General features: G+C 51.8%; 25 protein-coding genes. All 25 read right to left on the reverse strand.

The features are described 5' to 3' along the window. Nucleotides 1-7 precede the first annotated feature (7 nt). Complete coding sequence (gene rplO / locus ACA373_RS18140) at nt 8-442, reverse strand: 50S ribosomal protein L15 (RefSeq protein ID WP_125290979.1); 435 nt, start codon at nt 440-442, stop codon at nt 8-10. A gap of 3 nt (nt 443-445) precedes the next feature. Beyond that, entirely contained in the window at nt 446-625 is a 180-nt protein-coding gene (rpmD, locus tag ACA373_RS18145) for a 50S ribosomal protein L30 (protein ID WP_004160569.1), read from the reverse strand. A 5-nt stretch (nt 626-630) separates the two neighbouring features. Continuing rightward, a complete protein-coding gene (gene rpsE, locus ACA373_RS18150; protein ID WP_004160571.1) occupies nt 631-1,131 on the reverse strand; it encodes a 30S ribosomal protein S5 in 501 nt (166 codons plus the stop codon). Nucleotides 1,132-1,145: 14 nt separating this feature from the next. Beyond that, nucleotides 1,146-1,499 (reverse strand): 50S ribosomal protein L18, encoded by a 354-nt coding sequence (rplR, locus tag ACA373_RS18155; protein ID WP_004160572.1) that lies wholly within the window; start codon nt 1,497-1,499, stop codon nt 1,146-1,148. A 9-nt stretch (nt 1,500-1,508) separates the two neighbouring features. Beyond that, the gene (gene rplF / locus ACA373_RS18160) at nt 1,509-2,042 is read right to left on the reverse strand and encodes a 50S ribosomal protein L6 (protein ID WP_253457742.1); all 534 of its coding nucleotides are present in this window, start codon (nt 2,040-2,042) and stop codon (nt 1,509-1,511) included. 11 nt (nt 2,043-2,053) lie between these two features. After that, the gene (gene rpsH, locus ACA373_RS18165; protein WP_052902739.1) at nt 2,054-2,446 is read right to left on the reverse strand and encodes a 30S ribosomal protein S8; all 393 of its coding nucleotides are present in this window, start codon (nt 2,444-2,446) and stop codon (nt 2,054-2,056) included. 30 nt (nt 2,447-2,476) lie between these two features. Further along, a complete protein-coding gene (rpsN, locus tag ACA373_RS18170; protein WP_052902737.1) occupies nt 2,477-2,782 on the reverse strand; it encodes a 30S ribosomal protein S14 in 306 nt (101 codons plus the stop codon). Between the two features lie 14 nt (nt 2,783-2,796). Then, a complete protein-coding gene (gene rplE, locus ACA373_RS18175) occupies nt 2,797-3,336 on the reverse strand; it encodes a 50S ribosomal protein L5 (RefSeq protein ID WP_024966584.1) in 540 nt (179 codons plus the stop codon). 14 nt (nt 3,337-3,350) lie between these two features. Beyond that, on the reverse strand, nt 3,351-3,665 hold the full coding sequence (gene rplX / locus ACA373_RS18180; protein ID WP_020322770.1) for a 50S ribosomal protein L24: 315 nt from the start codon (nt 3,663-3,665) through the stop codon (nt 3,351-3,353). A gap of 10 nt (nt 3,666-3,675) precedes the next feature. After that, a complete protein-coding gene (gene rplN, locus ACA373_RS18185; RefSeq protein ID WP_002919748.1) occupies nt 3,676-4,047 on the reverse strand; it encodes a 50S ribosomal protein L14 in 372 nt (123 codons plus the stop codon). Between the two features lie 305 nt (nt 4,048-4,352). Beyond that, complete coding sequence (locus ACA373_RS18190; RefSeq protein ID WP_370734925.1) at nt 4,353-5,828, reverse strand: 8-oxoguanine deaminase; 1,476 nt, start codon at nt 5,826-5,828, stop codon at nt 4,353-4,355. Nucleotides 5,829-6,073: 245 nt separating this feature from the next. Next, a complete protein-coding gene (gene rpsQ / locus ACA373_RS18195; RefSeq protein ID WP_024966581.1) occupies nt 6,074-6,328 on the reverse strand; it encodes a 30S ribosomal protein S17 in 255 nt (84 codons plus the stop codon). Then, nucleotides 6,328-6,519, reverse strand: a complete 192-nt coding sequence (gene rpmC / locus ACA373_RS18200) for a 50S ribosomal protein L29 (RefSeq protein ID WP_024966580.1) — start codon at nt 6,517-6,519, stop codon at nt 6,328-6,330. Before rpmC ends, rpsQ begins: the two co-directional genes overlap by 1 nt. Beyond that, nucleotides 6,519-6,929, reverse strand: coding sequence for a 50S ribosomal protein L16 (gene rplP / locus ACA373_RS18205; RefSeq protein WP_002438716.1), 411 nt, complete (start codon nt 6,927-6,929; stop codon nt 6,519-6,521). The genes rpmC and rplP overlap by 1 nt, the downstream gene beginning before the upstream one ends. A gap of 12 nt (nt 6,930-6,941) precedes the next feature. Continuing rightward, entirely contained in the window at nt 6,942-7,640 is a 699-nt protein-coding gene (rpsC, locus tag ACA373_RS18210) for a 30S ribosomal protein S3 (protein WP_002919766.1), read from the reverse strand. Nucleotides 7,641-7,657: 17 nt separating this feature from the next. Beyond that, nucleotides 7,658-7,990 carry a 50S ribosomal protein L22 gene (gene rplV, locus ACA373_RS18215; protein WP_000447532.1) on the reverse strand — a complete coding sequence of 111 codons (333 nt, stop codon included), beginning with the start codon at nt 7,988-7,990 and terminating at the stop codon, nt 7,658-7,660. Between the two features lie 12 nt (nt 7,991-8,002). Beyond that, nucleotides 8,003-8,281 (reverse strand): 30S ribosomal protein S19, encoded by a 279-nt coding sequence (gene rpsS / locus ACA373_RS18220; protein WP_013204132.1) that lies wholly within the window; start codon nt 8,279-8,281, stop codon nt 8,003-8,005. A 16-nt stretch (nt 8,282-8,297) separates the two neighbouring features. After that, nucleotides 8,298-9,119, reverse strand: a complete 822-nt coding sequence (gene rplB / locus ACA373_RS18225) for a 50S ribosomal protein L2 (RefSeq protein WP_125290981.1) — start codon at nt 9,117-9,119, stop codon at nt 8,298-8,300. Between the two features lie 17 nt (nt 9,120-9,136). After that, the gene (gene rplW, locus ACA373_RS18230; RefSeq protein ID WP_125290982.1) at nt 9,137-9,439 is read right to left on the reverse strand and encodes a 50S ribosomal protein L23; all 303 of its coding nucleotides are present in this window, start codon (nt 9,437-9,439) and stop codon (nt 9,137-9,139) included. Then, nucleotides 9,436-10,041 (reverse strand): 50S ribosomal protein L4, encoded by a 606-nt coding sequence (rplD, locus tag ACA373_RS18235; protein WP_125290983.1) that lies wholly within the window; start codon nt 10,039-10,041, stop codon nt 9,436-9,438. The genes rplW and rplD overlap by 4 nt, the downstream gene beginning before the upstream one ends. Before the next feature lie 10 nt (nt 10,042-10,051). Continuing rightward, nucleotides 10,052-10,681 (reverse strand): 50S ribosomal protein L3, encoded by a 630-nt coding sequence (gene rplC / locus ACA373_RS18240; RefSeq protein WP_301253465.1) that lies wholly within the window; start codon nt 10,679-10,681, stop codon nt 10,052-10,054. A gap of 32 nt (nt 10,682-10,713) precedes the next feature. Beyond that, the gene (gene rpsJ / locus ACA373_RS18245) at nt 10,714-11,025 is read right to left on the reverse strand and encodes a 30S ribosomal protein S10 (RefSeq protein WP_001181005.1); all 312 of its coding nucleotides are present in this window, start codon (nt 11,023-11,025) and stop codon (nt 10,714-10,716) included. A 329-nt stretch (nt 11,026-11,354) separates the two neighbouring features. After that, entirely contained in the window at nt 11,355-11,828 is a 474-nt protein-coding gene (gene bfr, locus ACA373_RS18250) for a bacterioferritin (RefSeq protein WP_125290985.1), read from the reverse strand. Nucleotides 11,829-11,911: 83 nt separating this feature from the next. After that, nucleotides 11,912-12,106 carry a bacterioferritin-associated ferredoxin gene (bfd, locus tag ACA373_RS18255; RefSeq protein ID WP_125290986.1) on the reverse strand — a complete coding sequence of 65 codons (195 nt, stop codon included), beginning with the start codon at nt 12,104-12,106 and terminating at the stop codon, nt 11,912-11,914. 171 nt (nt 12,107-12,277) lie between these two features. Next, a complete protein-coding gene (tuf, locus tag ACA373_RS18260; RefSeq protein ID WP_246761077.1) occupies nt 12,278-13,462 on the reverse strand; it encodes an elongation factor Tu in 1,185 nt (394 codons plus the stop codon). Between the last annotated feature and the right edge of the window lie 70 nt (nt 13,463-13,532).

A 13,532-nucleotide genomic window follows, 5' to 3' on the forward strand; every position in this document is an offset into this window, starting at 1 on the left:
CTGCTACTTATTCCTCAATTTTACCGCCAGCAGCTTCGATTGCAGCACGAGCGCCTTTAGTGACACGCAGACCGCGAACCGTTACCGGAGCAGAGACTTCGCCAGACAGGATAACCTTAGCGAATTCGATCTGAATACCGATAATGTTGGCCGCTTTCAGCGTGTTCAGGTCGACGATCCCGCCTTCAACTTTCGCCAGGTCAGACAGACGAACTTCTGTCGTAACCATAGATTTGCGAGAGGTGAAACCGAATTTCGGCAGACGACGGTACAGAGGCATCTGGCCACCTTCGAACCCACGACGTACGCCACCGCCAGAACGAGAGTTCTGACCTTTGTGACCACGACCGCCGGTTTTACCGAGGCCAGAACCGATACCACGACCCAGACGCTTGGAAGCGTGTTTAGACCCGTCGGCCGGAGACAGAGTATTTAAACGCATCTGTTACTCCTCCACTTTAACCATGTAGGAAATCGCGTTAACCATGCCGCGTACAGCTGGCGTGTCTTCACGCTCTACGGTGTGGTTAATACGACGCAGACCCAGGCCAAGCAGCGTTGCCTTGTGTTTCGGCAAACGTCCGATCGAACTGCGGGTTTGAGTAATTTTAATAGTCTTAGCCATGGTCATTACCCCAGAATGTCTTCAACGGATTTGCCACGCTTGGCAGCGACCATTTCTGGGGAATTCATGTTGGCCAGGCCATCCAGCGTTGCACGAACCACGTTAATCGGGTTAGTGGAACCGTAGGCTTTAGCCAGAACGTTATGAACCCCAGCGACTTCCAGAACGGCGCGCATTGCACCGCCGGCAATGATACCGGTACCTTCAGAAGCCGGCTGCATGAACACACGAGAACCTGTGTGCACACCTTTAACAGGGTGCTGCAGGGTGCCGTTGTTCAGCGCGACATTGATCATATTGCGACGAGCTTTTTCCATCGCTTTCTGGATCGCTGCTGGAACTTCACGCGCTTTACCGTAACCAAAACCGATGCGACCGTTACCGTCGCCTACCACTGTCAGTGCAGTGAAGGAGAAAATACGACCACCTTTAACGGTTTTCGATACGCGATTTACCGCGATCAGCTTTTCCTGCAGTTCGCCAGCTTGTTTTTCGATGTGTGCCATCTTACACCTCTACCTTAGAACTGTAGGCCAGCTTCACGGGCAGCATCTGCCAGTGCCTGGACACGACCATGATATTGGAAACCAGAGCGGTCGAAAGAAACACCAGTGATGCCTTTTTCGATTGCGCGCTCAGCAACTGCTTTACCAACAGCGGCGGCGGCGTCTTTGTTTCCAGTGTACTTCAGTTGCTCACTGATTGCTTTTTCTACTGTAGAAGCAGCAACCAGAACTTCAGAACCGTTTGGAGCAATTACCTGTGCGTAAATATGACGCGGGGTACGATGTACCACCAGGCGAGTTGCACCCAGCTCTTTGAGCTTGCGGCGTGCGCGGGTCGCACGACGGATACGAGCAGATTTCTTATCCATAGTGTTACCTTACTTCTTCTTAGCCTCTTTGGTACGCACGACTTCGTCGGCGTAACGAACACCCTTGCCTTTATAAGGCTCAGGACGACGGTAGGCGCGCAGATCGGCTGCAACCTGTCCAATCATCTGCTTATCAGCGCCTTTCAGCACGATTTCAGTTTGAGTTGGGCATTCAGCAGTGATTCCCGCTGGCAGCGCGTGTTCAACAGGGTGAGAAAAGCCCAGGGCCAGACTCACAGCGTTGCCTTTCACGGCCGCACGATAACCTACACCAACCAGCTGCAGCTTCTTAGTGAAGCCTTCGGTAACACCGATAACCATACTGTTCAGCAGTGCGCGAGAAGTACCAGCCTGTGCCCAACCGTCTGCAAAACCTTCGCGTGGTGCGAAAGTCAGAGTGTTGTCAGCATGCTTAACTTCTACAGCATTGTTGATAGTACGAGTCAGCTCGCCGTTTTTACCTTTAATCGAAATAACCTGACCGTCGAGTTTTACCTCTACGCCGGCAGGAATGACGACAGGTGCTTTAGCAACACGAGACATTCTTTCCTCCGTTAAGCTACGTAGCAGATAATTTCGCCACCAAGACCAGCCTGGCGCGCTGCACGATCGGTCATGACACCTTTAGAGGTAGAAACAACAGCGATACCCAGTCCAGCCATTACTTTTGGCAGTTCGTCTTTGCGTTTGTAGATACGCAGACCTGGACGGCTTACACGCTGAATGCTTTCTACCACAGCCTTGCCCTGGAAATACTTAAGAGTCAGTTCCAGTTCTGGCTTGGTGTCGCCTTCGATTTTAAATTCTTCAATATATCCTTCTTCCTTCAGCACGTTGGCAATTGCCACTTTCAGCTTGGAGGAAGGCATGGTGACCGCAACTTTGTTCGCGGCCTGACCGTTACGGATACGGGTCAGCATATCCGCGATCGGATCTTGCATGCTCATCTGTCTTTACTCCCGTGATTCAATTGGTAATTACCAGCTAGCCTTTTTCAAGCCAGGCACTTCACCGCGCATGGCGGCTTCACGCAGCTTGATACGGCTCAACCCGAATTTGCCCACATAACCATGTGGACGGCCAGTTTGGCGGCAGCGGTTACGCTGACGGGACGGGCTGGAATCACGCGGCAGAGTTTGCAGCTTGAGAACCGCATTCCAACGATCTTCGTCGGAAGAGTTCACACTAGAGATGATAGCTTTTAATTCCTCGCGTTTAGCGCGGTATTTATCAGCCAGTTTTACGCGAACGACTTCGCGTGCCTTCATCGATTGCTTAGCCATGAAGTAACCCTACCTTACTTGCGGAACGGGAAGTCAAAGGCAGCCAGCAGAGCACGGCCTTCATCGTCAGATTTCGCAGTAGTGGTAATGGTAATATCCAAACCACGAACGCGATCGACTTTGTCATAGTCGATTTCTGGGAAGATGATCTGCTCACGAACGCCCATGCTGTAGTTACCACGACCGTCGAATGACTTAGCGGACAGGCCACGGAAGTCACGGATACGAGGTACAGCAATAGAGATCAGACGCTCAAAGAACTCCCACATGCGTTCGCCACGCAGAGTTACTTTACAGCCGATCGGATAGCCCTGACGGATTTTGAAGCCTGCAACAGATTTGCGTGCTTTGGTGATAAACGGTTTTTGACCGGAGATTGCTGCCAGGTCAGCTGCTGCGTTATCCAGCAGTTTCTTGTCAGCGATCGCTTCACCAACACCCATGTTCAGGGTGATCTTCTCGACCCGAGGGACTTGCATGACAGAATTGTAGTTAAACTCAGTCATGAGTTTCTTAACTACTTCGTCTTTGTAGTAATCATGCAGTTTCGCCATCGTACTACTCCAAATTACTTGATAGTTTCGCTGTTAGACTTGAAGAAACGGACTTTTTTGCCGTCTTCGAATCTAAAGCCTACACGGTCAGCCTTGCCGGTGGCAGTGTTGTAAAGCGCAACGTTGGAAACCTGAATAGCGGCTTCTTTTTCAACGATGCCACCTGGTTGGTTCAGAGCCGGAACCGGCTTCTGATGTTTCTTCACCAGGTTGATACCTTCAACAATGACCTTGCCAGAAGACAGGACGTTCTTAACTTTACCGCGCTTACCTTTATCTTTGCCGGTCAGCACGATAACTTCGTCATCGCGACGGATTTTAGCTGCCATTTTTCGCTCCTTAGAGTACTTCTGGTGCCAGAGAGATAATTTTCATGAACTTTTCAGTACGAAGTTCACGAGTTACCGGCCCAAAAATACGCGTTCCGATAGGCTGCTCGCTGTTATTGTTCAGAATAACGCATGCATTACCATCGAAGCGAATGACAGAACCGTCCGGGCGACGAACACCCTTCTTGGTGCGCACCACTACCGCCTTCAGCACATCACCTTTCTTAACCTTACCGCGAGGAATTGCTTCCTTGATGGTAATTTTGATGATATCGCCTACGCCTGCGTAGCGACGGTGCGAGCCACCCAGAACCTTGATACACATTACGCGACGTGCACCGGAGTTGTCGGCGACGTTCAGCATAGTCTGTTCTTGGATCATTTTAGTGCTCCGCTAATGTCAACTACTACTTCGGGACCTGATTCAGGTCGTATAAAAGCCCCATTATTGAGGGCGCAGCATTATAACACCGCATCTCGCATATGGGTAGAAAAAATAAACGACTCATATCGAGTCGATATTTGATCCTCTAAATTGAGGAACGCGACATTCTAAGGAATTGTTCACCCGGTAGCAATCGTAATCTGCACACTTCTTCAGCTTGATGGGTGTTTAAAGGCGTAATTCTGGAAACGGCTCGTAAAAAAGACGGTTTTCTGACCGTCTTTTGTGCCGATTTTCACTGCTCAGGGATAAAGCGTGGCGGCGAGCGCATTGTGCTGCGCAACGGTTTTGTCCAAATCCATCACCGTCATCTGCCCTTTCTCGACCACGACTCTGCCATTAATCACGCTGTAAGCTACCGTTCCCGGATTGCAAAAGACCAGCGCCGCCAGCGGATCGTGTCCGGCGCCTGCCAGGCCGGGACGATTCAGATCGAAAGCGACGATATCCGCCATCATACCGGGCGCAATGGCGCCGACATCGTCACGGTTCAACACTTTTGCGCCGTTAAGCGTCGCCAGTTCCAGCGCCTGCCTGGCCGTCATCGCATCCGGGCCGAAGCCAACCCGCTGCAACAGCATCGCCTGACGCACTTCCGCTATCATATCCGCCGTGTCATTTGACGCCGAACCATCCACGCCCAATCCCACATTCACGCCGGCATTGAGCATGGTTCTTACTGGTGCGATACCGGAGGCCAGCCGCATATTGGAACAGGGGCAGTGTGCAATGCCCGTGCCGGTGCGGGCAAAAAGGTTAATGCCGTAATCATCCAGCTTCACGCAGTGGGCATGCCACACGTCATGCCCGACCCAGCCCAGCTCTTCAACATACTGCGCCGGCGTACGGTTGAATTTTTCCTGGCTATAGCGAACGTCGTTATCGTTTTCCGCCAGATGAGTGTGCAGAGACACTTTATAGCTGCGCGCCAGGCTGGCCGACTCCCTCATTAAATCCTGAGTGACGGAAAAAGGCGAGCAAGGCGCCACTACGATCCGCAGCATCGAGCCGCGTCGGGCGTCGTGATAACGCTCAATGACCCGCTGGGTGTCGGTCAAAATTGCCGCTTCGTCTTCCGCCAGGGAATCCGGCGGCAGTCCTCCCCTGCTCTGCCCCAGGCTCATGCTGCCGCGACTGGCATGAAAACGCATTCCCATCCGGGCGGCGGCGTCAATACTGTCATCTAATTTACAGCCACCAGGATAAAGGTAAAGATGATCGCTGGTCGTGGTGCAGCCGGACAGGATCAGCTCGGCCATCGACATCATGGTCGAAACGCGGATCATCTCCGGCGTCATTTTCTGCCAGATGGGATAAAGGTTGCTGATCCATTTAAACAGCTCGCCATCCTGGGCGGGAGGAATGACCCGTGTCAGGCTCTGGTACATATGGTGATGGGTATTGATCAGCCCGGGAATGGCAATGTGTCCCTTCAGATCGATGACCTCATCTGCCTGCTGCGGTAGCTCTTCGGCTTTGCCGACCGCCGTAATAACATTGCCTTTTATCAGTATGCTGCCGTGACGGATCTCTCGCCTTTCGTGATCCATAGTGGCAATCATATCGGCGTTTTTCAGCAGCAGCGTCCGGTCAGGTTTTACGGGATGATGCTCTTTAGCCGGGGCCGCAGAGGGCGAGACGGCAAAAAGTTTAGAGGAAGCGGCAAGCAGCGGTAGAGTCAGCAGCAGCCGACGGGTCTGGTCTGGTTGATTGTGCATAATTACTTTCCATGTCGTATTCCCGATACAGGGCTGACTACCCACGCGCCCTGCGCAAGTCCGCCCGGCAGCGCCGAACGATAAGCTTATCTTAAGCATTATGGAAAGATTAAACGTGATCGGGATCATCGGGCGGCTGCCGCAATCGGCGAGCATTCATTGATGAGGGTTTTGCAGAGGGAAAAGCGGGAGAGCAGAAAAGAAAAAACCCCCGCAAGCGGGGGTTTTTCAGAGAGAAGAAGTTCTTACAGAACCGCTTTCTCTACAACGCGAACCAGGGTCCAGGACTTAGTCTTGGACAGTGGACGGCATTCACGGATTTCAACCTTGTCGCCGATACCACATTCATTGTTCTCGTCATGTACGTGCAGTTTAGTCGTACGCTTAATGAACTTACCGTAGATAGGGTGTTTCACGAAACGTTCGATAGCTACAACAATGGATTTCTCCATTTTGTCGCTAGTCACACGACCTTGCAGAGTACGGATTTTATCGGTCATTACGCACCCGCCTTCTCAGTCAGTAAAGTCTTAACGCGTGCAACATCACGGCGAACATTTTTCAACAGATGAGTCTGTTGCAGTTGGCCAGATGCTGCCTGCATGCGCAGGTTAAACTGCTCACGCAGCAGGTTAAGCAGCTCAGTGTTCAGCTCTTCAACGCTTTTCTCACGCAGCTCAGTTGCTTTCATTACATCACCGTCTTAGTTACAAAGGTGGTTTTGATAGGCAGTTTTGCTGCTGCCAGCTTGAATGCTTCACGGGCCAGCTCTTCCGGAACACCGTCCATTTCATACAGGACTTTACCAGGCTGGATCAGGGCAACCCAATACTCAACGTTACCCTTACCTTTACCCATACGCACTTCCAGCGGCTTCTCGGTAATTGGTTTGTCCGGGAATACACGGATCCAAATTTTACCTTGACGCTTAACTGCACGGGTCATAGCACGACGTGCTGCTTCGATCTGACGAGCAGTCAGACGACCACGGCCAACAGCTTTCAGACCGAAAGTACCGAAGCTAACATCCGTACCCTGCGCCAGACCACGGTTGCGGCCTTTGTGCACTTTACGGAATTTTGTACGCTTTGGTTGTAACATCAGCGACTCTCCTTACTTACGGCCTTTACGCTGCTGCTTTTTAGGTTGAGCAGCCGGTTCCGGTTGTTCAACAGCAGCCATACCACCCAGGATCTCGCCTTTGAAGATCCATACCTTAACGCCGATTACACCGTAAGTGGTGTGCGCTTCAGAGGTGTTGTAGTCAATGTCAGCACGCAGGGTGTGCAACGGCACGCGGCCTTCACGGTACCATTCGGTACGCGCGATTTCAGCACCGCCCAGACGGCCACTAACTTCAACTTTGATCCCTTTAGCGCCCAGACGCATTGCGTTCTGTACAGCACGCTTCATCGCACGACGGAACATCACGCGACGCTCCAGCTGTGAAGTGATGCTGTCAGCAACCAGTTTAGCGTCCAGTTCCGGTTTACGGACTTCGGCGATATTGATCTGTGCAGGAACGCCAGCGATATCCGCTACGACCTTGCGCAGTTTTTCTACGTCTTCGCCTTTCTTACCGATCACGATGCCAGGACGAGCGGTGTGAATGGTCACACGGATGCTCTTAGCCGGACGCTCGATAACGATACGAGAAACGGACGCCTTAGCCAGTTCTTTAGTCAGGAACTGACGTACTTTAAAGTCGCTGTCCAGGTTGTCAGCGAATTCTTTGGTATTTGCGAACCAGGTAGAGTTCCAGGGTTTAACAATACCCAGGCGAATACCATTAGGATGTACTTTCTGACCCATTGCTAGTCTCCAGAGTCTCAGCGATCGGACACAACCACAGTAATGTGGCTGGTGCGCTTCAGGATGCGATCTGCACGACCTTTTGCACGCGGCATAATGCGCTTCATGCTTGGGCCTTCGTCTACGAAGATCTTCGTGACTTTCAGATCATCAATGTCAGCGCCATCGTTGTGTTCGGCGTTAGCAATGGCAGATTCCAGAACTTTCTTGACCAGTACAGCCGCTTTCTTATTGGTGTAGGTCAAAATGTCCAGAGCCTGCGACACTTTCTTACCGCGGACAAGATCTGCTACCAGGCGAACCTTCTGAGCAGAAGAACGAGCGTGGCGATGTTTAGCGATAGTTTCCATCTCTTCCTCCTGTTAGCGTTTCTTGGCTTTCTTATCAGCAGTGTGACCGCGATAAGTACGAGTCGGTGCAAATTCACCCAGTTTGTGACCGACCATTTCGTCGGAAACAAAGACAGGAACGTGCTGACGACCATTATGGACAGCGATGGTCAAACCGATCATGTTAGGGAAGATCGTTGAACGACGGGACCAGGTGCGCAAAGGCTTCTTGTCTCCGCTTTCCACCGCTTTCTCTACCTTCTTCAGCAAGTGCAGGTCAATAAAAGGACCTTTCTTGAGAGAACGTGGCATGGCTTATCCTCTAAAATTATTTGCTACGGCGACGTACGATAAATTTATCAGTACGCTTGTTGCTACGGGTCTTCTTACCTTTAGTCTGCAGGCCCCAAGGTGAAACAGGGTGCTTACCAAAGTTACGACCTTCACCACCACCGTGCGGGTGATCGACTGGGTTCATCGCAGTACCGCGAACGGTAGGACGAACACCACGCCAACGAGCTGCACCGGCTTTACCCAGAACGCGAAGCATGTGCTCAGCGTTGCCGACTTCGCCCAGGGTCGCGCGGCAGTCGGATTCGACTTTACGCATTTCACCAGAACGCAGACGCAGGGTAACGTAGGAACCTTCACGCGCAACGATCTGCACGTAAGCACCGGCTGAACGGGCAATCTGACCGCCTTTGCCTGGTTTCATTTCTACGTTGTGTACGGTGGAACCCACTGGGATGTTGCGCATCGGCAGGGTGTTACCCGCTTTAATCGCCGCATCAACGCCAGACTGAATCTGGTCGCCAGCTTTCAGGCCTTTAGGGGCCAGGATGTAACGGCGCTCGCCGTCTTTGTACAGAACCAGCGCGATGTTCGCGGAGCGGTTCGGATCGTACTCAAGACGTTCAACGGTAGCCGGGATACCATCTTTGTTGCGTTTGAAGTCAACAATACGGTAAGCCTGCTTGTGACCACCACCGATATGACGGGTAGTGATGCGACCATTGTTGTTACGGCCACCGGATTTGCTGTTTTTTTCTACCAGCGGGGCAAATGGTTTGCCCTTGTGCAGCTCCGCGTTTACCACTTTAACTACGTGGCGACGACCCGGAGATGTCGGTTTACATTTAACAACTGCCATTGTTCTTCTCCTCCGACTTACTCAGCGCCGCCGACGAAGTCCAGATTCTGGCCTTCTTTCAGGGTGACGTAAGCTTTTTTCCAGTCGTTACGACGGCCAATACGCTGTCCGGAACGCTTAACTTTCCCTTTCATGACCAGGGTGTTAACTTCCTTCACTTCCACTTCGAAAAGCTTCTGTACAGCGGCTTTGATTTCTGCTTTGGTCGCGTCTTTAGCAACTTTGAGAACGATGGTGTTGGTTTTTTCCATCGCAGCAGACGCTTTTTCAGATACGTGCGGCGAGCGCAGTACTTTCAGCAGACGTTCTTCACGGATCATGCCAGCATCTCCTCAACTTGCTTAACTGCATCAGCAGTCATAACGACTTTGTCGAAGGCGATCAGGCTAACTGGGTCGATACCCGCTGCATCACGTACGTCAACCTTGTACAGGTTGCGAGCGGCCAGGAACAGGTTCTCTTCCAGTTCGCCAGTGATGATCAGCACGTCTTCCAGCGCCATGTCTTTCAGTTTCTCTACCAGCAGCTTAGTTTTAGGCGCTTCCAGAGAGAACTGCTCGACAACGATCAGACGATCTTGACGTACCAGCTCGGACAGGATGCTTTTCAGCGCGCCGCGGTACATCTTTTTGTTAACTTTTTGACTGTGGTCCTGCGGCTTCGCAGCGAAGGTCACGCCACCGGAACGCCAGATTGGGCTCTTTGCAGAACCTGCACGCGCACGGCCGGTACCTTTCTGGCGCCACGGCTTTTTGCCGGAACCAGTTACTTCAGCACGGGTCTTCTGAGCACGGGTACCTTGACGGGCACCTGCTGCATAAGCAACAACAACCTGATGTACCAGCGCTTCGTTGAAATCACGACCGAAGGTAGTTTCGGAAACAGTCAGCGCGCTTTGCGCGTCTTTCAATACTAATTCCATTGCTATCCCCTTACGCCTTCACAGCTGGTTTAACAATCAGGTCGCTACCGGTTGCACCGGGAACTGCACCTTTAACCAGCAGCAGGTTGCGCTCAGCGTCAACACGTACTACGTCCAGGCTCTGAACGGTTACGCGCTCATTACCCAGCTGGCCTGCCATTTTCTTGCCTTTGAACACTTTGCCCGGAGTCTGGTTCTGACCGATAGAACCCGGAACGCGGTGAGACAAGGAGTTACCGTGAGTAGCATCCTGAGTACGGAAGTTCCAGCGCTTAACAGTACCGGCAAAACCTTTACCTTTAGATGTGCCAGTCACGTCAACTTTTTTCACGTCAGCGAAAATATCAACGTTAATGCTCTGGCCTACGGTGAACTCGTCGCCTTCAGCGGTACGGAATTCCCAAAGACCACGGCCAGCTTCTACGCCAGCTTTAGCAAAATGGCCTGCTTCAGGCTTGGTGACGCGGTTTGCTTTTTTAGCACCGGCAGTTACCTGGATAGCAGTGTAGCCGTCGTTTTCCAGGTTCTTAACCTGAGTCACGCGGTTTGCTTCAATTTCGATCACGGTTACTGGGATAGATACGCCGTCTTCAGTGAAGACGCGGGTCATGCCCACTTTTTTACCGACTAAACCAATCATTGTTTCAACCTCTCAATCGCTCAATGACCTGATTAACCCAGGCTGATCTGCACGTCAACACCTGCAGCCAGATCCAGACGCATCAGAGCATCAACCGTTTTTTCAGTTGGCTCAACGATGTCAACCAGACGCTTGTGAGTGCGAATTTCATACTGATCGCGCGCATCTTTGTTGACGTGCGGGGAGATCAGAACGGTAAAGCGCTCTTTGCGGGTCGGCAGAGGAATTGGACCACGAACCTGCGCACCAGTGCGCTTGGCAGTCTCAACGATTTCTGCGGTCGATTGATCGATCAGACGATGATCAAACGCTTTAAGACGGATACGGATTCTTTGGTTCTGCATGAGACCAGAGCTCCAATTATTTATAAACGAAAAAAATTACTACTCACACCCATTACGATTGATGGGGGAGTGTAATCGTCTGCACATAACTCCCCGATTGGGAGTATTGTCAGGGAGCTAATTGCTCGCCTGCGGTTCAGATTGAACCGGGCCGTCATTTCTGACAGGCCCGCGCATTATACGTACGTGGGCGGGCTTTGCAAGGTGTTTCTTGCCGTCATCGCTGCATGAAGGGGATAATGAAAGAGGGATAAGAGGACGGCAGAGACAAAAATGCCGCCGAAGTTACTGTTTCGGCGGCGTATATTTATTCAGCAACATGGGCCCTGCTATTCCACTTTTATTTGTGACTGGAGATAGTTCTGCACACCGATTTTCGCGATCAGCTCCAGCTCGGTTTCCAGAAAGTCGATATGGTGCTCTTCATCTTCCAGAATGACGATCATCATATCGCGGCTGACGTAGTCGTGAACCTTGTCGGCATAAGAGATAGCCTCGCGCAGATCTCTGGCCCCTTCCAGTTCCAGCGCCAAATCTGAACGCAGTATCTCCTCAACGTCTTCGCCAATGCGTAACCGCCCCAAATCCTGCAGGTTAGGCAGGCCTTCGAGAAAAAGAATGCGCTCTATATATTTATCCGCATGTTTCATCTCGTCGATCGACTCGTGATACTCAATATCGTTAAGGCGCATCAGTCCCCAGTTTTTGAACATCCGCGCGTGCAAAAAGTACTGGTTGATGGCAACCAGCTCATTTCCAAGCAGTTTGTTTAAATGACTTATGATTTTGGCATCGCCCTTCATCTTGCTTCCTCCGCTTCCGGTTATTCAGATCGTAGATGCACAATCCGGGAAGTCAAAAAAGCATGACAAATTGCAGGGGATTATCAGGCAATCTCTTTATACAGCGGCGCGTTCGGCAGCTCTTCATTCATGATGTCGTGCGCCAGGCGCAGGCATTTGCCGCACTGCTTGCCCACAGGGAGGAGCTTGCGCAGCTGCTGGATAGATTTGGGCTGGTAGCGGCGAACCACTTCACGAAGGGTTTTGTCGCTGATGGCGTTACACAGGCAGACGTACATAATTTTATTCCGGTACAAATAACGATCAAATTGTAAATGAGAATCGTTTTTATTTCAACCTGAACGCGGTTTCCTTTCTGACCCTGCGCTTTCTGAATAGCGCCCATAAAAAAAGAGCACCGAAGTGCTCTTTTTATCAGCAAGCAGAGCGAAATCTGCCGTTATCTACAATTAAGCGATAACTTTAGCAACAACGCCCGCGCCAACGGTACGGCCGCCTTCACGGATTGCGAAACGCAGACCGTCGTCCATTGCGATTGGGTGGATCAGGGTAACAACCATTTTGATGTTGTCGCCTGGCATAACCATCTCAACGCCTTCCGGCAGCTCGATGGTACCGGTCACGTCAGTTGTACGGAAGTAGAACTGTGGACGGTAGCCTTTGAAGAACGGAGTATGACGGCCGCCTTCGTCTTTGGACAGGATGTAAACCTCAGACTCGAACTGAGTGTGTGGCTTGATGGTGCCTGGCTTAGCCAGAACCTGGCCACGCTGGATATCTTCACGCTTGATGCCGCGCAGCAGGATACCACAGTTCTCGCCCGCACGACCTTCGTCCAGCAGCTTACGGAACATCTCAACGCCGGTACAGGTTGATTTCACGGTATCTTTGATACCAACGATTTCAACTTCTTCACCGACTTTAACGATACCGCGCTCTACACGACCGGTAACAACGGTACCACGACCGGAGATGGAGAATACGTCTTCGATTGGCAGCAGGAACGGCTTGTCGATTGCGCGCTCTGGTTCCGGGATGTAGTTATCCAGGTGACCGGCCAGCTCGATGATTTTCGCTTCCCACTCGGCGTCGCCTTCCAGCGCTTTCAGCGCGGAACCGTGAACGATTGGGGTGTCGTCGCCAGGGAAGTCGTACTGTGACAGCAGGTCACGTACTTCCATCTCAACCAGCTCCAGCAGCTCTTCGTCATCAACCATGTCGCACTTGTTCAGGAACACGATGATGTAAGGAACGCCAACCTGACGGCCCAGCAGGATGTGCTCACGGGTCTGCGGCATTGGGCCGTCAGTCGCAGCAACAACCAGGATAGCGCCGTCCATCTGCGCAGCACCGGTGATCATGTTTTTCACATAGTCGGCGTGGCCAGGGCAGTCAACGTGCGCGTAGTGGCGAGTCGGGGTGTCATACTCAACGTGAGAAGTGTTGATGGTGATACCACGAGCTTTTTCTTCTGGTGCGTTATCGATCTGGTCGAATGCACGAGCAGAACCGCCGTAGGTTTTAGCCAGAACGGTGGTGATAGCAGCAGTCAGGGTAGTTTTACCGTGGTCAACGTGGCCGATAGTACCAACGTTGACGTGCGGTTTGGAACGTTCAAATTTTTCTTTAGCCACGGCGATATTCCTTACTTTCTGTGCTCTCCCCTGTGGAAAGGAGAGCACGGGATCAATTGGTTAAACCCGA

This window comes from Erwinia sp. STN24 (assembly GCF_041320675.1).
Taxonomy (GTDB): Bacteria; Pseudomonadota; Gammaproteobacteria; order Enterobacterales; family Enterobacteriaceae; genus Erwinia; species Erwinia aeris.